This is a genomic window from Curtobacterium sp. Leaf183, assembly GCF_001424385.1.
GTDB lineage: Bacteria > Actinomycetota > Actinomycetes > Actinomycetales > Microbacteriaceae > Curtobacterium.
Genome location: NZ_LMPO01000001.1, coordinates 218,332 through 234,211, shown reverse-complemented (window position 1 = coordinate 234,211; position 15,880 = coordinate 218,332). Strand labels below are relative to the sequence as shown.

Below are 15,880 nucleotides of genomic sequence, written 5' to 3'. Positions count from 1 at the left end.
GCGAACCTCGCACCGTGCGACCCCGCACCGCCCGCGAACCTCGCACCGTGCGACCCCGCACCGTGCCCGAACCTCGCACCGAGCGGTCCCCGCGGCACGCCCGGGGTGCACCGAACCTGTGAATCGCTGACCTCGACCGCGGTCGAGGTCCTACGTTGGGACATGGCCGCGAGCACCGCGACCACCGCCAAGACGAGGAACGAACCACGACTCCCATGCCCGAAGCAGCACCGTCGGACGCCGCGCCGTCGACCACCGTCCCGTCGGGCATCACCGACGCCTACAAGTCGGCGTTCCGCGGCCACCCCGCCGGCGTCGCGGTGATCACCGCCGAGGGACCCGACGGCCCGACCGGCCTGACCGCATCGAGCGTGGCCAGCGTCGCGATCGACCCGCCGGTCCTCGTGTTCTCGCTGTCGACGAACTCCGGATCGGCCGGCACGATCCTCGGAGCCCCGCTGTTCGTCGTCCACCTGATGGACGCGCACGGGGTCGCGCTCGCGAAGCGCTTCGCCAGCACGGGCAGCCCCGCCGCTGACGACCCGGTGTGGGGCACCCTGCCGTCCGGGGACCGCTACCTGCCGTCCGCCGCGTCGGTGCTGCGGTGCCGCCCCCTGTCGACGACGCCCATCGGTGGCTCGACCGTGGTCGTCGCCGAGGTCCTGGACATCGTCCTCGGCGCCGACCGGGGCGAGCCGCTGGTCTACCACAACCGGGAATTCCACTCCCTCACCGATCGTTCCCGGCTCTCGTGAGCTGCGGAGCACCATCCGCCAACCACTGATCGAAAGGAACTCACATGGCTGAGTACACCCTGCCGGAGCTGCCGTACGACTACGCCGCACTCGAGCCGCACATCAGCGGCAAGATCATGCAGCTGCACCACGACAAGCACCACCAGACCTACGTGACGGGTGCGAACACCGCGCTCCAGCAGCTCGCCGAGGCTCGTGAGTCGGGCAACCTGGTGAACGTGAACAAGCTCGAGAAGGACCTCGCGTTCAACCTCGGCGGCCACGTCAACCACTCGATCTTCTGGACCAACCTCGGCCCGGACACGAAGGTCCCGGAGGGCGAGCTCGCCGCGGCGATCGACGAGTTCTTCGGCTCGTTCGAGAAGTTCCAGGCCCAGTTCACCGCCGTCGCCACGGGCATCCAGGGCTCCGGCTGGTCCGTCCTCGCCTGGGACACCGTCGGCCAGAAGCTCACCACCTTCCAGCTGTTCGACCAGCAGGCCAACGTGCCCTTCGGTCTGGTGCCGGTCTTCATGCTGGACATGTGGGAGCACGCCTTCTACCTCGACTACCTCAACGTCAAGGCCGACTACGTCAAGGCCGTGTGGAACATCGTCGACTGGGAGAACGTCGCGGCGCGCTTCGCGAACGCGAAGTCGCAGCAGTTCGTCACGCTCTGAGCGTGACCGCCTGAACGACGGGAGGCCCGGTGCCAGCTGGCACCGGGCCTCCCGTCGTCCGTCGGTGCCGTCCAGGTCGGCGGTTCAGCCCGCCGGGACGCGCGCGTCACTCGTCAGCCCGCGTGCGACGGCCCGCAGCCGTGTGTCGACGTCGGTGTGCCCGTCGTCGACGATGTGGCTCCACTGCGCGCCGCGCGCCGCGGACACCAGGGCCTGCGCCGTCGTGGCCGCGGTGTCGGCCGTGTGACCGTGCGCGGTGCACCAGGCGGACACCGCGTCGACGAGCGCCTGGTGGGACCGGTGTTCGTGCGTCCGACCAGCGAGCGACTCGACGGCCCCGAGCTCGAACGTCAGGCGTGCGGCGAGGGCACGGTCGGGGTCGTCGAGCCCCCCGAACCGTGCCACGAGCCAGTCGGCGAGCCCGGTGGCGTCTGTGCCGGGGTCGAGCGGCTGATCGGCTGCCGGTGCCAGGTGGTTGACGACGGCGTCGATGAGGGCGTCGCGTGAGCCGAAGTGGTAGACGATCGGGTACGCGCTGGTGCCCAGGACGCGACCGAGACTGCGGACCGAGACGTCCGCGATCGGGGTGTCGCGCAGGTGCTGGACGACCTTCTCGACGATCGCTGGCTTGAGGGTCGGGTCGGGCTTGCGGGGCATGGGCGTCTCCGGCGGTGCGGGTGTGCTGCGGTCGCGGCGGGCAGCGGCCGCGGCGGGCCGCTGGAGTGCGGCCAGGAGCATGGTACCGCTGAAATGTCTCGTATCGACAGAGGAGCCCCTGGCATGTGGATCTGAAGGAGCATCCAGGTCGACACCCAGAAAAGCGGAGTATTGCTCGCTTACCCGTAGGCTCTGTGTGATGACCAACCTCCCCGAGCGCCCTGTGCCCCCGTCACGTCCCGGAGGCACCGCCGGCGGACGGTCGGTGGGTGGACGCCGTCGTGGGGCGGGGAAGCGCTTCCTGGTGGTCGGTGACGTCCTGGACGGCGTGATCGTGCACACCCGGGCACAGGCGACCGGCGACCACGATGCGACCGCGGAGATCCGCCACCGTCCGGCGGGCGCGGCCGGCAACACGGCGACCTGGCTCGGGTGGCTCGGCGCCGACGTCGACCTGGTGGGCCGCGTCGGGGTCGACGACGTCTACCGGCACGAGCGGGCGCTCGAGGACGCGGGCGTCCGACCGCACATCCGGTACGACGCCCGGACGTCGACCGGCGCCGTCGTCTCGGTGCGCAGCGACTTCGGTCGGACCTCGATGTCCGACGGCGGCGCGAGCGCGGTGCTGAGTGCCGACGACGTGCCCTCGGACCTCGCCGGCCGCGCCGACATCGTGCACCTCACCGGGGAGGCGATGCTCGGCACCGGGGGAGCGGACCGGGTGGCGGCCCTGGTCGAGCGCGCTCGAGCGGGCGCCGCACGGGTGTCGCTCGACCCGTCGTCGGTCGGGGTGGTGCGTGCGATCGGTGCTGCTGACCTGCTGGGGGCCCTCGACGGCGTCGACGTGCTCCTGCCCGGGCGTGCCGAGGCGGCGGCGCTCAGCGGGACGACCGACATGGACGAGGCGGCGCGCATCCTCACCGAGACCGTGCCCCTCGTCCTCGTCACGCTCGGGGTCGACGGCGTACTGCTCGGGCGTCGAGGACGCGTCCCGCAACGGGTCCCGGCGACGCCGGCGACGGTCGTCGACACCCTGGGTGCCGGAGACGCGTTCGCCGCGGGGTTCATCCGCGCGTGGGCCACCGACCAGGTGCGCGTCGGGTCCGCCGCGCGCGAGGGGACCAGGGTCGCCGCGCGCGCCCTGGGGTTCGTCGGCGGGCGCCCGCCGGTCTGACCCGGACGCTGGACGTCAGCGGTCGCGCTCCACCGGTTCCGCGGCCACGACCAATGTCTGGACCAGCCCTGACGCGAGGGGTGCGAGCCGGATCTCGACCCGGAGTCGTCCGGCCGTGCCGGGGAGCCACCAGCGCAGGTGCGTCGGGGCCGACGAGGACTCGCCGACGGGGTCCGCGTGCACGTCGGCACCGACCGCGGCCACGGCACGCAGGGCGGCCGAACGGCGCCGGTCCCAGGGCACGTCCATCGGGACGTTCGGCGAGCAGATCGCCTGTGCGACGGGGTCGTGGGTACTGTCGGGCGCAGCCGGGTGCTGCGTCTCCGTGTCGGTGCTCGTCGTGTCGATGATCGTCGTTTCGGACGCTGTCGTGTCGGACGCTGTCGTGTCGGTGCTCGTCGTGTCGGGCGCTGCCGTCCACGCGGCGAGGAGGCGCGTCACCGCTGCCTGTGCCGCGCGCGTCGCGGGCAGCACCGTCACCGCGGCGGGCGGGGACGCAGCGGGCGTCCGGGTCGCCTCGGAGGGCCGGACGCCCGGTCGCTCGATGCCGAGCAGCAGGTCGTGCGCGGCCTCGGTCGGGACCGACACCTTGGCCTGCGTGGCGTTCTCGAACGCGACGACCCCGAGGCCGGTGCGGACCGACCAGCGCATGTGCGCGGAGAACCCGGGGTACCCGCCGGAGTGCGACACGATCGGTCCGACCGCGTCGTCCTGTTCGACGAACAGCCCGAAGCCGTACCCGATCGGGCGACGGGCACCCGGGATCGCCGGCGCGGGGATGACGCGCATGGCCTGCTGCATCGTCCGACGGTCGGCGGGGGAGACCGGCCCGGGCTCGGCAGCGCCGTGGGGGTCGACCACCGACGCGAACGCCGACGACAGGTGGCGCGCCCAGCGGGACAGGTCCGTCACGGTGGAGAACAGCCCGCCGATCGGCGAGAAGGCGCCGGGGCCGCTGAGGGGCAGCGCTTCCCATGCGTCGTCGTGGCGGCGGGCGCCGGCGACGACGACGCCGCGGGCGTCGGCCGCCGCGAACACGGTGTCGTCGAGACCGAGTGGGCGCAGGACGATCTGGGACGCCACCTCGGTGAAGGGGCGGCCCGCGACGACCTGGACCGCACGACCGAGCAGTGCGTACCCGAGGTTCGAGTAGGCGAACCCGGTGCCGGGCACGCTGTCGAACAGCAGCCCCTCGCGCAGCACGGCGTCGAGCTCGGCGTCGGTGATCGACTCCTGGCGGTCGCCCCAGGGGTCGTCGGTCGGGAACCCGGCCGACATGGTCAGCAGCATGCGGAGCGTCGGCACGGCCGAGTCGGCGGTGGGCAGGGTGACGTCCGCGAAGGCCGGGACGAAGTCGGTGATCGGCACGTCGAGCGAGACGCTGCCGTCGGCGACGAGCGACAGGAGCGTCGCCGCGGTGACGCTCTTCGTGCAGGACGCGATCCGGTAGACCGTGTGCGCGTCCGGTGGTGCGCCGTCACCACGGTCACCGTGACCGCCGGTCGCGACGAGGCCGTTGCGGTCGAACACACCCCAGACGGAACTCGGAGCGATGCCCTGGTCGACCCGATCGCCGAACAGCCCGTCGATCCGGTCGATCGCCGCCGCGGTGGCACCGGTCATGCGCGGCGCATCCGGTCGTACGCGTCGAGGGCTCGCTGCCGGGTCTCGCGCAGGTCGAGCATCGGCTCCGGGCGTTCCTCGTCGGCGGGGACCCAGCGCCGCACGTACTCGCGGTGCTTGTCGAACCGCTCGAGCTGCCGGTCCGGGTTGAACACCCGGAAGTACGGCGCCGCGTCGAACCCGGAGCCCGCGACCCACTGCCAGTTGCCGGCGTTGTTGGCGGGGTCGGCGTCCACCAGCGTGTCCCAGAACCACTGTTCACCGATGCGCCAGTCGACGAGCATGTTCTTCACGAGGAAGCTCGCCGTGGCCAGGCGCACACGGTTGTGCATCGCGCCCGAGCTCCACAGCTCGCGCATGCCGGCGTCGACCAGGTCGAACCCGGTGGTGCCGTGGTACCAGCGCTGGAGTTCGTCCTCGGGGGCATCGCGCCACGGGAACGCGTCGAACTCGCGCCGGACGTTCACCATGGCGAGCTGCTCGCAGTGGAAGTACTCGTGCCAGTTGAACTCGCGCCAGGCGAGCTGTCGCAGGAACGCGGGTGCCTGCTGGCGCTGGTGCGGCTCGAGCTTGCCGTGCAGCCGGTGCCACACCTGGTACGGGCTGATCTCGCCCCACCGCAGGTGTGGGGACAGGTCGCTGGTCGCGGCCATGGCGGGTTCGTCGCGCTGGTCGTAGTCCTCGAGCGCGTGCTCGACGAAGTCCTCGAGCAGCTTGGCCGCACCGTGCTCGCCCGGCGTCCACGCGTCACGCAGCCCGCCGGCCCAGTCCGGGGAGGTCGGCAGGAGCGCCCAGTCGGCGAGGTCGTCACCGGTGGCGGACGACGGGTCGGGCAGCGTGCGCGGCTTCGGGAGGGGGTGCCGGGGCTCGGGCATCGCCTGGGCCGCACGCCAGAACGGCGTGAAGACCTTGTAGGCCTCGCCCGAGCCGTTCAGCACGGTCCACGGTTCCCAGAGCAGCGACGCCGCGAAGCTGTGCGCAGCGATGCCACGGTCGGTCAGTGCGGCCTTGATGCCGGCGTCGATCTCGCGTTCGACCGGGCCGTACCGACGGTTCCAGTAGACGCCGTCCGCTCCGGTGTCGGCGACGAGCTGGTCGATGACGTCGGGCGCGGCGCCCCGGCGGAGCACGAGTCGGGACCCGCGTTGCCGCAGGTCGGCGTCGAGCGACGTCAGCGACTGGTGCAGCCACCACTTCGCCGCACCGCCGAGCGGACGGATCCCCTCGCTCTGGTCGTCGAGGACGTGGACGACGGTCAGGTCACCGCCGTGGTCGATGCCCGCGCGGAGTGCGGGGTTGTCAGCGAGCCGCAGGTCGTCGCGCAGCCAGACGATCGCGCCGGTCATGCCGTCGCCACGTCGGTCAGGGGCGCGCCGCCGCGTCGGGCGGGGACCGGGTCGGAGGTCGCCGTGCGGAGCTTGGTGCAGAGGTCGGTGAGGGTGCGGAGCTCGGCGTCCGTCAGGCCGGCGCTGACCTGGGCGGCGATGCTGGCGGCGTGCTGCACGGCGACCGCGCGGTAGACGTCGAAACCATGGGGCGTGAGGGCGACGATCACCCCGCGGGCGTCGGTCGGGTCGGGCTGCTTCTCGACGATGCCGCGCGACGCGAGCCGGTCGACCAGCCGGCTGACGCTCGGCTGGGTCAGGAGCAGGTGCCCCGTCAGGTCCCGCATGCGGGCACGTCGGCCGGGCTGCGTGGAGAGGTTGAAGCAGACGTCGTACTCGTTGAACGAGATCTCGCCGCCGGGGAACTCGTTGTTGAGGTTCCGCATGACGCTCACCTGCGCCCGGAAGAGGGCTTCCCAGGCGGCGACGGCGGTCGACCTGTCGTTCACGGTGGTACTCCCTCTGGTCCGGTGGTCCTCCACACTACCGACGGGGGCAGACACTCGGATCGCGGAGGGCTCCGGACGGACGAAGGCCGGTCGCCCTGGTGGACGACCGGCCTTCTCCCTTGCACCAAGAGTGTCCTGCAATCACATTCCGCAGGCGGAGCCACAGCAAACCCCGACTGCTGCTGACGACTGTATAACGAAGGGGTAACGGGCGCCACCATCCGACGGCTTCGTTCGCTGCGAGTTCACCAAGAGGCGGCACGGACGCCGCATCGAAGGTCAGAACAGGTCGGGCGACGGTGTCGATGCGTAGCGGACGGCGACGTCGGCGTGCCGGTCGAAGCGGTAGCCGACACCCCGGACGGTGCGCACGATCTCCTCGAAGGCACCGAGCTTCGAACGGAGTCGTCGGACGTGCACGTCGATGGTGCGCTCGTTCGGCGTCTCGTCCTCGTCGTCCGACCACAGGCCGTCGATGATCGCCGAGCGGTCGACGGTGCGGCCCTCGCGCAGGACGAGGAACTGCAGGAGCTCGAACTCCTTGTAGGTCAGGGGAGCGGCCTCGCCGTCGAGCGTGACGCGCTTCCGGGAGATGTCGATGACGACACCGGTCTCCTCGGGTTCGGTCTTCTCGGCCTGCTTCCGCGCGGCGACCGCGGACCGGTCCTGCAGGGCGAGGCGCACCACGTCGACGTCGCGCCCGCCGGAGTCCTCGGCGGCCACGGCCACGGCGGCGTACGTCTCGGCGGTGGGGACGAGCTGCGCGGTCAGGGCCTTGAGCTGCTCGACCACGGCGGCCAGGGTCGTGCCGGCCGCGGCGGCCGCTGCCTCGTCGATGCCGACGTACAGGGCGAATCCGCGTGCCTCGGTGCCCTCGGGGAGCGACCGGTTGCGCTGCGGTGCGACGACGGGGCTGGTCGGCAGTGTTGTGCGCGCGGGCTGGATCGGCGTGCGCCGGGTCCGGATGGGCGTCACGGAGCCCAGGTCGAGCGGCGCGGGGGCGGTGGTGGTGCGGGGCTGGGCGATGGTGAGCGACATGGTGGTTCTCCGGGCGGTGTGGCCGGTGCTCGCGAGGAGCGGGGCGGCCGGTGTCGAATGCGTCAGCCCGGGTGCGGTTCGTGCGGTCGACGCCCTGCGGGTGTGCAGGGGAGCCGACCTGCCCTGCGGTCCGACGTCGGACCGGGGCTGACCCGGGGGAGCGGTCGACGACCTCGTGACACGCCGTGCGCGTCGTCGGTGGTCGTCACCGTGGGGATCAGGCGCTCGCGACCGGGGTGGTGTCGCGGCGGATCCGGCTGGAACAGGTGCCGGTCAGGCACACATTCGACAACGCATGACGGCCGCCGCCGACATCATCGTGCCGACGGTCCGCACTGCCCCGGTGGAGGGGCACGCCTCGGAGAGGACGCGGGACACGGTTGCAGTCATGTCGATGAGTATCAGCGGTATACCAAGCGGCTGTCAACCGTCCGCCCGGACGGTCTGCCGACGGTGGGCGCTACTCGGCCAGTCCGTACAGACGGTCGCCCGCGTCCCCGAGACCCGGGACGATGTAGCCGTTCTCGTCCAGCCGCTCGTCGAGGGCACCCAGCACGATGGTGACGTCACGGTCGCCGACCGCCGCCTCGACGGCCTTGAGTCCCTCGGGCGCACCGAGGATGCACACGCAGGTGACGTCGACGGCGCCGCGGTCGAACAGGAAGTCGATCGCCGCCGCGAGGGTGCCACCGGTCGCCAGCATCGGGTCCAGCACGAAGCACTGACGGTTCGACAGGTCGTCCGGCAGGCGCTCGGCGTAGGTCTGCGGCTCGAGGGTCTCCTCGTTGCGGGCCATGCCGAGGAACCCGACCTCGGCCGTGGGCACGAGCTTGACCATGCCCTCGAGCATGCCGAGTCCCGCACGCAGGATGGGGACCACCAGCGGACGCGGCTTGGCGATCGCGACGCCCATGGTCTGCGCGACCGGCGTGGAGATCGGCGTGGCCGTGACGCGCACGTTGCGCGTGGCCTCGTAGGCCAGCAACGTGACGAGTTCCTCGGTCAGCGCGCGGAACGTGGGTGAGGGAGTGGTCCGGTCGCGGAGCACCGAGAGCTTGTGGGTGATGAGCGGGTGGTCGGCGACGTGGACTCGCATAGGGTCGAGCGTACCGTGCCGCGTGCCGACGGACGGCCGCGCGCAGGACCGAGCAGCGCAGGAGGACCCGTGGACGACCCCGCAGCCCGGCCGTGGCGCTCCGCCATGGAACAGGCCCTCACCGAGGCCCGGGCGTGCCTGGCGACGGGGGACGTCCCGGTGGGAGCGGTCGTGGTCGACGAGCACGGCACGGTCGTCGCGACCGGGCGGAACGAGCGCGAGGCCACGCAGGACCCCACGGCGCACGCCGAGGTCCTGGCGCTCCGCGCCGCCGCCGCGTCGGTGGGCGACTGGCACCTCGACCGGTACACCCTGGTCGTCACGCTCGAGCCCTGCGTGATGTGTGCGGGCGCGATCCTGGCCGCTCGCGTCCCGCGCATCGTGTTCGGCGCCTGGGACCCGAAGGCGGGGGCGTCCGGCAGCGTCCACGACATCGCCCGGGACCGACGGCTGCCGCACCGGTCCGAGGTCGTCGCAGGCGTGCTCGAGGAACAGTGCGCCGCCCTGCTGGACGCGTTCTTCGCCGACCGACGCTGACCTGCCGACCGACGGTGACGCACCGACGGTGACGCACCGACGCTGACGCGCCGACCGCTAGTCCGCCGCGCGGATCACGATCGCCTCGGTCGGCGGCCGCGGCCCCGTCCGCAGGACGTCCGGCTCGACGTAGATCACCCGCGCAACCGGCACGGCCCGACGCACGCGCTGCTCGACCGCGTCGATCCCCGCGGCCACGTCACCGAGCCGCCGGTCGCCGTCGACCGCCACCTTCACCCCGACCATGAGCTCGTCCGGCCCCAGGTAGAGCGTCTTGATGTGGATGATCGACTCGATCTCCGGGCCGTCGAGCAGCGCGGCCTTGATCGCGGTGACGTCGGCGGCGCTGGCACCCTCGCCGACGAGCAGGCTCTTCGTCTCGACACCGAGCACGAGCGCCACGGCGATGAGCAGGACGGCGATCAGCACCGTGCCGATGGCGTCGAACACCCCGTTGCCGGTGAGCGCGGTCAACCCCACGCCGAACAGGGCGAACACCAGACCCGTCAGCGCCGCGGTGTCCTCGAGCATCACCACGGGCAGCTCGGGGGCCTTCGCGCGGCGGACGTACTGCACCCAGGACATCGAGCCCTTGTGCGGTGCCGCTTCCTTCAGCGCCGTGCGGAGCGAGAAGCCCTCGAGCCCGATGGCGATCACGAGCACGAGCATCGGCAGCCACCAGTTGTCGAGCGGGTGCGGGTCGGCGAACTTCTCGATGCCCTCGTAGAGGGAGAACACCCCGCCGACCGAGAACAGGACGATCGACACGACGAAGGCGTACACGTAGCGCTCGCGGCCGTACCCGAACGGGTGTTCCTCGTCGGCGGCACGTCGGGCGCGTCGGCCACCGAGCAGCAGCAGGAGCTGGTTCGCCGAGTCCGCGAGCGAGTGCACGCCCTCGGCGAGCATCGACGCGGAGCCGCTGATCGCCGCCGCGATGAACTTGACGACCGCGATGCCGACGTTCGCGCCGAGTGCGGCGAAGATGGCCCGGTTGCCTCCGGAAGCGCTCACTGTGACCCCTGTTCTGCTGACCTGCTGCACGATCCTACGGGGAGGCTGCTCGGTAGGGTCGGGCCATGACGATCGAACTGCCCCGCACCGCGCTGCTCGGTGTCGGCTCCATGTCCGGCGCGGTCCTGGACGGTCTGCTCGCCGCCGGACTGGACCCGGCGACCGTGGTCCTGACGACGAAGTCCGAGGCATCAGCCGCCGCCCACCGCGAACGCGGCCTCGACGCGCACGCCAGCGACACCGATGCCGACGCCAACCGCGCTGCCGTCCGCGGCGCCGGCATCGTGGTGCTCGGCGTGAAGCCGTTCGGTGTGGGGGACCTGCTCGACGAGGTCGCCCCCGACCTGGCTCCGGGCACCGTGGTGGTCAGCGTCGCGGTCGGAGTGACGACCGCCGCGATGCAGGCCCGCGTCCCCGACGGTGTCCGTGTCGTCCGCGCGCTGCCGAACACGCCGATCGGCGTCGGTCACGGCGTCACCGGGGTCAGCGGCGGGACGTCGGCCGACGCCGATGCCGTTGCGCTCGCGTCGCGCCTGTTCGACGTCTCCGGCTCGGTGATCGAGGTCCCCGAGGACCGGCTGGACGCGCTCTCCGCGGTCTCCGGGTCCGGTCCGGCGTACGTGTTCCTGCTCATCGAGGAGTGGCAGCGCGCTGCGGAGTCGCTCGGCTTCACGCACGACCAGGCCGAGACGATGGTGCAGGGCACCGTGCGGGGCGCGGTCGAGCTCCTCGAGCGCTCCGGCCGGGAGCCGTCGGACCTGCGGCGCGCGGTCACGAGCCCGAAGGGCACGACCGAGCGCGCGGTTGCCGTGCTGCAGCAGGCCGACCTGGCGGACACACTCCGGCGCGCCGCCGACGCGGCGATCGCGCGCGCCGAGGAGCTGTCGGAGCTCTAGTCGCGACCAGCGGACGGACGGGAGGCCCGTGGCGGCGCCGCCACGGGCCTCCCGTCCGGTGTCGGGTCTACTCCAGGGCGGCGAAGCGCTCCAGCGCCGTCGTCGAGCCGGACACGATGATGACGTCGTGCTCACCGATGACGCTCTCGGGGGTGGCGGGCACGAAGGCCTCGCCCGGGGGCTTGATGCCGAGGACGGTCAGCCCGAAGCGGGTGCGGATCGCCGTGGTGCCGAGGTCCTTGCCCCGCACCGAGCGCGGCGGGAACATCTTCACGACGGCGAAGTCGTCGTCGAACTCGATGAAGTCGAGCATCCGACCCGACACCAGGTGCGCGGTGCGCTCGCCGGCCTCGCGCTCCGGGTAGACGACGTGGTTCGCGCCGATGCGCGACAGGATCGTGCCGTGCGAGCGGCTGATCGCCTTCGCCCAGATCTGGGGGATGCCGAGGTCGACCAGGTTCGCCGTGATCAGGACGCTGGACTCGAGGTCGCTGCCCGTGCCGACCACCGCGATGGGGAAGTCCTGCGCGCCGATCTGCCGCAGGGCGTCGATGTCGGTCGCGTCGGCCTGCACCGCGTGCGTGACCCGGTCGGACCACTTCTGCACGAGCCCCGGGTCGGTGTCGACGACCAGGACCTCGCGGTCCTGGCGCTCGAGCTGCCCGGCGGTCGCGGCGCCGAACCGGCCGAGACCGATGACGAGCACCGGGGCGTCGTGGCTGACGGCACCGAGCGGGTGCTGCGGACGGGTTCGGTCAGCCAACGATCGGCCTCTCCTCGGGACGGCGGAACAGTTGCCGGCTCTGGCTGGCGGCCAGCGCGGCGGCGATGGTCACTGTACCGACACGGCCCAGGAACATCGTCGCGGCGAGGACGTACTTGCCCGACTCCGGCAGGTCGGCGCTCACCCCCGACGACAGGCCGCAGGTCGCGAACGCGGAGATGACCTCGAACAGCACGCGGTCGAGCGACTCGTGGGTGATCTGGAGCAGGACGACGGTGGCGACGGCGACGATCGTGGCTCCCCAGAGCACGACCGCGACGGCCACGCGCAGCACGTCGCTCGGGATCCGTCGACCGAAGGCCTCCATGCTGCGACGGCCGCGGGCCTCGGCGACCGCGGCCAGGAACAGCACCGCGAGCGTCGTGACCTTGATGCCGCCGGCGGTGGACGCGGAGCCGCCGCCGATGAACATGAGCATGTCGGTGACGAGCAGGCTCGATCCGTTGAGCTGGTCGAAGTCGACGAGCGAGAAGCCACCCGACCGGGTCATCGTCGACAGGAAGAGCGCCTGGAACGCGGTGCGGCCGGCTCCCTCCTGCCCGAACGTGCTCGGGTTCGAGGCCTCGAGCGCGATGTAGACGGCCGCGCCGCCGAGCAGCAGCACCCCGCTCGTCGCCAGGGTGAGCTTCACGTGGATGGGCCACCGTCGCGGCGTCCGGAGCTGCTTCGTGAGGGCGCGGATCACCGGGAAGCCGATCGACCCCGCGACCACGCCGACCATGAGCAGCGACAGGAACCAGTAGTCGTGGGCGAACGGCTCGAGCCCCGTCGCGTTCGGTGCGAACCCGGTGTTCGTGAAGGCCATCGCGGCGTAGTAGAAGGAGTCACCGACTGCGGTCCAGAACGGCATGCCGGCGATGAGCACCGACGGCAGCAGCAGGAGCCCCAGGACGATCTCGATCGACAGGGTGCTGATCGCGACCGTCGCGAGCAGGGTGCCGACCTCGCCGAGCCGCACGGCCTGTCCCTCGGGGACCGCGCCGTGGTGGGTGCGGAGCGGGTTCGAGTCCCCGGCGGCCATGAGCTTGGCGCGCAGGCCGAGCTTGCGCGTCACGAACAGCCCGAGGATCGACGCGAAGGTCAGCACGCCGACGGCGCCGATCTGCGTGCCGATGACCACCAGGGTCTTGCCGAACACCGACCAGTGCGTCGCCATGTCGACGGTGGACAGGCCGGTGACGCACACGACCGACGCGGCGGTGAAGAGCGCGTCGGCGAAGTGGGTCGACGAGCCGTCCGCGGTCGCCAGCGGGGTCATGAACAGGCTCGTGAAGACGAAGATCAGCGCGACGAACACCACGATCGCCAGACGCGACGGCGACGACCGGAGCGCAGTACCCAGCCGGGAGGGGCGCCGACGCGTCGCGCCCACCGCGCGGGACGGCGGCTCCGTGCGGTCGAGCATCGTATGCCTCCGAGGACATGGGCGGGACGCCTCGCATGGTACATCGCGCGGCGCGGCGGTTAGCCTTGCCGCATGGCCGACATCTTCAGCGTGGTCGCGGACCCGACGCGGCGCGAGCTCCTCGGCGCGCTCCTCACCGCGTACGGCGCGGACGCCACCGGCGGGGAACTGAGCGTCGGCCAGCTCGTCGAGAAGCTCGGGGTCAGTCAGCCCACGGTGTCGAAGCACCTGCGTGTGCTCCGTGACATCGGGCTCGTCACCTCCCGCGAGGAAGGGCAGCACCGCTTCTACCGTCTCGACCCGGAGCCGCTGCTGCACATCGAGGAGTGGGTCGTGCCGTTCACCGGCGCGGTCGACGCCGACGGCACACCGGCGACCACCGCCTGGACCCCGGACGGCCAGCCCGTGTCGGTGCGCCGGAACGGAGTGGCGGGCAAGGCCACGGTCGAGGTCGGCACCGAACTCGGGCGCGTGATGGCCGAGGCGTCGTACCGCGCGACGGCGGCGTTCTCGGGTGCGCAGCAGGGCTGGGAGCGGGTCGTGGACCGGTCCCGTCGACGCTTCACCAAGCGCCCCGACCAGGACTGACCGAGAACGCTGGACACCGGGCCGCAGACGCCCCTACAGTTGCCAGTGACCACTCAGGTCACACCAATCATCCGCGTCCGGGAACGAGCCGATCGGCCCCGGCGCAGCCTTCCGGAGGCGGACCATGAACGGCACTTTCGACGACGTGCGCTTCCTGACCGTCGCTGAGGTCGCCGAGATGATGCGCGTCTCGAAGATGACCGTCTACCGCATGGTGCACGCGGGGGAGCTCCCCGCGATCCGCTTCGGACGGTCCTTCCGCGTGCCCGAGTCGGCCGTCGCCGAGGTCCTGCGCGGCGGCATCGCCGACGTCGGCTGAGACGTTCCGGCTCCTCGGCGCACCGGCCCGTTCGACATCGGAGCACCGCTCCGGTAGCATCGGGGAGGTTGATTTTCCGCGGCTTCATCGGCCCGGTGTCCGTACATCAGCATCAGTCCGAGCGAGGTCCACATGGGTTCTGTCATCAAGAAGCGTCGCAAGCGCATGGCGAAGAAGAAGCACCGCAAGCTCCTTCGCAAGACGCGCCACCAGCGTCGCAACAAGAAGTAGGTCGCAAGACCGTCGTCGAAGCCCCGGTTCGCCGGGGCTTTTGCGTTCCCCGGCCACGGGCCTGGCTACGCTGGGAGCATGCCCGCCGTGACGCTCCTGACCAAGCCCGGATGCCACCTCTGCGACGACGCCCGACCCATCGTCGAACGGGTCGTCGCCGCGCACCCCGGCGTCACCCTGACCGAGCGGTCGATCCTCGACGACGACGCGCTCCGGCTCGAGTACGCCGAGGACATCCCGGTCGTGCTCGTCGACGGCAGGGTCCACAGCAACTGGCACGTCGACGCCGACCGGCTGTCGCGTGCGATCGAGAAGGCCGAGGCCACCGCATGATCAACCACGTCGTCTCCTGGGGGCTCCGTCCCGAACTCGACCGGGCCGCCACGATCGAACGGATCCGGACGCTCCTGACCGGGCTGGTCGGGGTCGTGCCGTCCATCCGCACGCTGCGGGTCGTCGACAACGTCGCTTACCCCGACAAGAACCACGAGGTCGCCGTCGTCGCGACGTTCGACGACCTCGCCGGGCTCGACGAGTACCAGGTGCACCCGCAGCACCAGGCCGCCGCCGCCGAGATCCGCGAGCTCGTCGCGAGCCGCGCCGCCATCGACTGGCAGGACTGAGCCGGGCCTCCATACCGGGGCGCGTGCGCGCGCGTACGGCTGCGCGTGCGCTGGCGCCGTCGCGTGCGCCTGCGCCGCGCTGGTGCGCATCGGCGGCGCACAACGAAAGCCGGCTCGAACCACGGAAGTCCGTGGTCGAGCCGGCTTTGGTTGTGCGGGTGCGGGTGCGGCTCGCGTCGCCCCCGCGCGCCGACTACGGGGTCAGGCGCGTCGGGCCGCGGAACAGGTACGTGACCTCGCGGATCGAGGGCTCGCCGAGCATGAGCATGAGCACGCGGGCCAGACCCATGCCGAACCCGCCGTGCGGCGGCACGCCGTAGCGGAAGAAGTCCAGGTACCAGCCGAGCTCGGCCGGGTCCAGACCCTTCTCCTCGGCCTGGGCGGTGAGGACGTCGACGCGGTGCTCGCGCTGAGCGCCCGTGGAGATCTCGGCGCCGTTGAACAGCAAGTCGTAGCTGTTCGTGAGCGTCGGGTCGTCGGCGTGGCGCATGTGGTAGTACGGCCGGATCGAGGCGTCGTAGTCCGTGACGAACACGAACTCCGAACCGTGGTGCTCCTTGGCCCAGGCGGACACGCGGCGCTCGCCCTCGGGGTCCAGGTCGCCGTCGGCCCGGACGACGTCGTGGCCGCTGTCGGCGACGATCGTG

The 15,880-nt window shown here is 71.7% G+C and carries 20 protein-coding genes; 10 read left to right on the top strand and 10 right to left on the bottom strand.

From position 1 onward, the window contains the following. Nucleotides 1–215 precede the first annotated feature (215 nt). Complete coding sequence (locus tag ASG04_RS01065) at nt 216–755, top strand: flavin reductase family protein (RefSeq protein WP_056118997.1); 540 nt, start codon at nt 216–218, stop codon at nt 753–755. Between the two features lie 44 nt (nt 756–799). Continuing rightward, nucleotides 800–1,414, top strand: coding sequence for a superoxide dismutase (locus tag ASG04_RS01060; protein WP_056118994.1), 615 nt, complete (start codon nt 800–802; stop codon nt 1,412–1,414). Nucleotides 1,415–1,498: 84 nt separating this feature from the next. On the opposite strand, the gene ASG04_RS01055 is transcribed toward ASG04_RS01060, so the two are convergent. Continuing rightward, nucleotides 1,499–2,071, bottom strand: a complete 573-nt coding sequence (locus tag ASG04_RS01055) for a hypothetical protein (protein ID WP_082517701.1) — start codon at nt 2,069–2,071, stop codon at nt 1,499–1,501. Between the two features lie 199 nt (nt 2,072–2,270). On the opposite strand from ASG04_RS01055, the gene ASG04_RS01050 reads away from it, so the two are divergent. Further along, nucleotides 2,271–3,245: a carbohydrate kinase family protein gene (locus ASG04_RS01050; RefSeq protein ID WP_162241677.1), complete on the top strand. Its 975-nt coding sequence runs from the start codon at nt 2,271–2,273 to the stop codon at nt 3,243–3,245. Nucleotides 3,246–3,260: 15 nt separating this feature from the next. On the opposite strand, the gene ASG04_RS01045 is transcribed toward ASG04_RS01050, so the two are convergent. The 5 genes from ASG04_RS01045 to upp form a co-directional block, all read right to left on the bottom strand. Further along, complete coding sequence (locus ASG04_RS01045; protein ID WP_056118986.1) at nt 3,261–4,868, bottom strand: serine hydrolase domain-containing protein; 1,608 nt, start codon at nt 4,866–4,868, stop codon at nt 3,261–3,263. Next, a complete protein-coding gene (locus tag ASG04_RS01040; protein WP_056118983.1) occupies nt 4,865–6,214 on the bottom strand; it encodes a cryptochrome/photolyase family protein in 1,350 nt (449 codons plus the stop codon). The genes ASG04_RS01045 and ASG04_RS01040 overlap by 4 nt, the downstream gene beginning before the upstream one ends. Then, on the bottom strand, nt 6,211–6,702 hold the full coding sequence (locus ASG04_RS01035) for a MarR family winged helix-turn-helix transcriptional regulator (protein WP_200938376.1): 492 nt from the start codon (nt 6,700–6,702) through the stop codon (nt 6,211–6,213). The genes ASG04_RS01040 and ASG04_RS01035 overlap by 4 nt, the downstream gene beginning before the upstream one ends. 279 nt (nt 6,703–6,981) lie before the next feature. Next, nucleotides 6,982–7,740, bottom strand: a complete 759-nt coding sequence (locus ASG04_RS01030) for a winged helix-turn-helix domain-containing protein (RefSeq protein ID WP_156463468.1) — start codon at nt 7,738–7,740, stop codon at nt 6,982–6,984. A 460-nt stretch (nt 7,741–8,200) separates the two neighbouring features. Next, nucleotides 8,201–8,836 (bottom strand): uracil phosphoribosyltransferase, encoded by a 636-nt coding sequence (upp, locus tag ASG04_RS01025; protein ID WP_056118978.1) that lies wholly within the window; start codon nt 8,834–8,836, stop codon nt 8,201–8,203. A 105-nt stretch (nt 8,837–8,941) separates the two neighbouring features. Between upp and ASG04_RS01020 the strand changes: the two genes are divergently transcribed. Beyond that, the gene (locus tag ASG04_RS01020) at nt 8,942–9,373 is read left to right on the top strand and encodes a nucleoside deaminase (protein ID WP_056118975.1); all 432 of its coding nucleotides are present in this window, start codon (nt 8,942–8,944) and stop codon (nt 9,371–9,373) included. Nucleotides 9,374–9,430: 57 nt separating this feature from the next. Here the strand turns inward: ASG04_RS01020 and ASG04_RS01015 are convergent, their stop codons facing one another. Next, a complete protein-coding gene (locus ASG04_RS01015; RefSeq protein WP_056118972.1) occupies nt 9,431–10,387 on the bottom strand; it encodes a cation diffusion facilitator family transporter in 957 nt (318 codons plus the stop codon). Nucleotides 10,388–10,452: 65 nt separating this feature from the next. On the opposite strand from ASG04_RS01015, the gene proC reads away from it, so the two are divergent. Then, the gene (proC, locus tag ASG04_RS01010) at nt 10,453–11,283 is read left to right on the top strand and encodes a pyrroline-5-carboxylate reductase (RefSeq protein ID WP_056118967.1); all 831 of its coding nucleotides are present in this window, start codon (nt 10,453–10,455) and stop codon (nt 11,281–11,283) included. Nucleotides 11,284–11,350: 67 nt separating this feature from the next. On the opposite strand, the gene ASG04_RS01005 is transcribed toward proC, so the two are convergent. Further along, nucleotides 11,351–12,046, bottom strand: coding sequence for a potassium channel family protein (locus ASG04_RS01005; protein WP_181436905.1), 696 nt, complete (start codon nt 12,044–12,046; stop codon nt 11,351–11,353). Then, nucleotides 12,039–13,472: a TrkH family potassium uptake protein gene (locus ASG04_RS01000; RefSeq protein WP_056118964.1), complete on the bottom strand. Its 1,434-nt coding sequence runs from the start codon at nt 13,470–13,472 to the stop codon at nt 12,039–12,041. Before ASG04_RS01000 ends, ASG04_RS01005 begins: the two co-directional genes overlap by 8 nt. Nucleotides 13,473–13,544: 72 nt before the next feature. On the opposite strand from ASG04_RS01000, the gene ASG04_RS00995 reads away from it, so the two are divergent. The 5 genes from ASG04_RS00995 (at nt 13,545) to ASG04_RS00980 (ending at nt 15,233) form a co-directional block, all read left to right on the top strand. Next, nucleotides 13,545–14,060, top strand: a complete 516-nt coding sequence (locus tag ASG04_RS00995; protein WP_056118959.1) for an ArsR/SmtB family transcription factor — start codon at nt 13,545–13,547, stop codon at nt 14,058–14,060. Nucleotides 14,061–14,184: 124 nt separating this feature from the next. Beyond that, nucleotides 14,185–14,379, top strand: a complete 195-nt coding sequence (locus ASG04_RS00990; protein ID WP_056118956.1) for a helix-turn-helix domain-containing protein — start codon at nt 14,185–14,187, stop codon at nt 14,377–14,379. Nucleotides 14,380–14,511: 132 nt separating this feature from the next. Beyond that, complete coding sequence (locus ASG04_RS16925) at nt 14,512–14,610, top strand: 30S ribosomal protein bS22 (protein WP_003792170.1); 99 nt, start codon at nt 14,512–14,514, stop codon at nt 14,608–14,610. 78 nt (nt 14,611–14,688) lie between these two features. Further along, the gene (locus ASG04_RS00985) at nt 14,689–14,943 is read left to right on the top strand and encodes a glutaredoxin family protein (RefSeq protein WP_056118954.1); all 255 of its coding nucleotides are present in this window, start codon (nt 14,689–14,691) and stop codon (nt 14,941–14,943) included. Further along, nucleotides 14,940–15,233, top strand: a complete 294-nt coding sequence (locus ASG04_RS00980; protein ID WP_056118951.1) for a Dabb family protein — start codon at nt 14,940–14,942, stop codon at nt 15,231–15,233. The genes ASG04_RS00985 and ASG04_RS00980 overlap by 4 nt, the downstream gene beginning before the upstream one ends. A gap of 193 nt (nt 15,234–15,426) precedes the next feature. On the opposite strand, the gene ASG04_RS17735 is transcribed toward ASG04_RS00980, so the two are convergent. Beyond that, nucleotides 15,427–15,880 (bottom strand): amino acid--tRNA ligase-related protein (locus tag ASG04_RS17735; RefSeq protein ID WP_321164472.1); only part of this gene is annotated, 454 nt, incomplete at its 5' end.

Coding starts and splice junctions, on each gene's coding strand:
- ASG04_RS01040 (WP_056118983.1), bottom strand. CDS start 6,214: ATGACCGGCGCGATCGTCTGGCTGCGCGACGACCTGCGGCTCGCTGAC.
- ASG04_RS00980 (WP_056118951.1), top strand. CDS start 14,940: ATGATCAACCACGTCGTCTCCTGGGGGCTCCGTCCCGAACTCGACCGG.
- ASG04_RS01065 (WP_056118997.1), top strand. CDS start 216: ATGCCCGAAGCAGCACCGTCGGACGCCGCGCCGTCGACCACCGTCCCG.
- ASG04_RS01030 (WP_156463468.1), bottom strand. CDS start 7,740: ATGTCGCTCACCATCGCCCAGCCCCGCACCACCACCGCCCCCGCGCCG.
- ASG04_RS01055 (WP_082517701.1), bottom strand. CDS start 2,071: ATGCCCCGCAAGCCCGACCCGACCCTCAAGCCAGCGATCGTCGAGAAG.
- proC (WP_056118967.1), top strand. CDS start 10,453: ATGACGATCGAACTGCCCCGCACCGCGCTGCTCGGTGTCGGCTCCATG.
- ASG04_RS16925 (WP_003792170.1), top strand. CDS start 14,512: ATGGGTTCTGTCATCAAGAAGCGTCGCAAGCGCATGGCGAAGAAGAAG.
- ASG04_RS00990 (WP_056118956.1), top strand. CDS start 14,185: ATGAACGGCACTTTCGACGACGTGCGCTTCCTGACCGTCGCTGAGGTC.
- ASG04_RS01020 (WP_056118975.1), top strand. CDS start 8,942: ATGGAACAGGCCCTCACCGAGGCCCGGGCGTGCCTGGCGACGGGGGAC.
- ASG04_RS00985 (WP_056118954.1), top strand. CDS start 14,689: ATGCCCGCCGTGACGCTCCTGACCAAGCCCGGATGCCACCTCTGCGAC.
- ASG04_RS01045 (WP_056118986.1), bottom strand. CDS start 4,868: ATGACCGGTGCCACCGCGGCGGCGATCGACCGGATCGACGGGCTGTTC.
- ASG04_RS01060 (WP_056118994.1), top strand. CDS start 800: ATGGCTGAGTACACCCTGCCGGAGCTGCCGTACGACTACGCCGCACTC.
- ASG04_RS01050 (WP_162241677.1), top strand. CDS start 2,271: ATGACCAACCTCCCCGAGCGCCCTGTGCCCCCGTCACGTCCCGGAGGC.
- upp (WP_056118978.1), bottom strand. CDS start 8,836: ATGCGAGTCCACGTCGCCGACCACCCGCTCATCACCCACAAGCTCTCG.
- ASG04_RS01000 (WP_056118964.1), bottom strand. CDS start 13,472: ATGCTCGACCGCACGGAGCCGCCGTCCCGCGCGGTGGGCGCGACGCGT.
- ASG04_RS00995 (WP_056118959.1), top strand. CDS start 13,545: ATGGCCGACATCTTCAGCGTGGTCGCGGACCCGACGCGGCGCGAGCTC.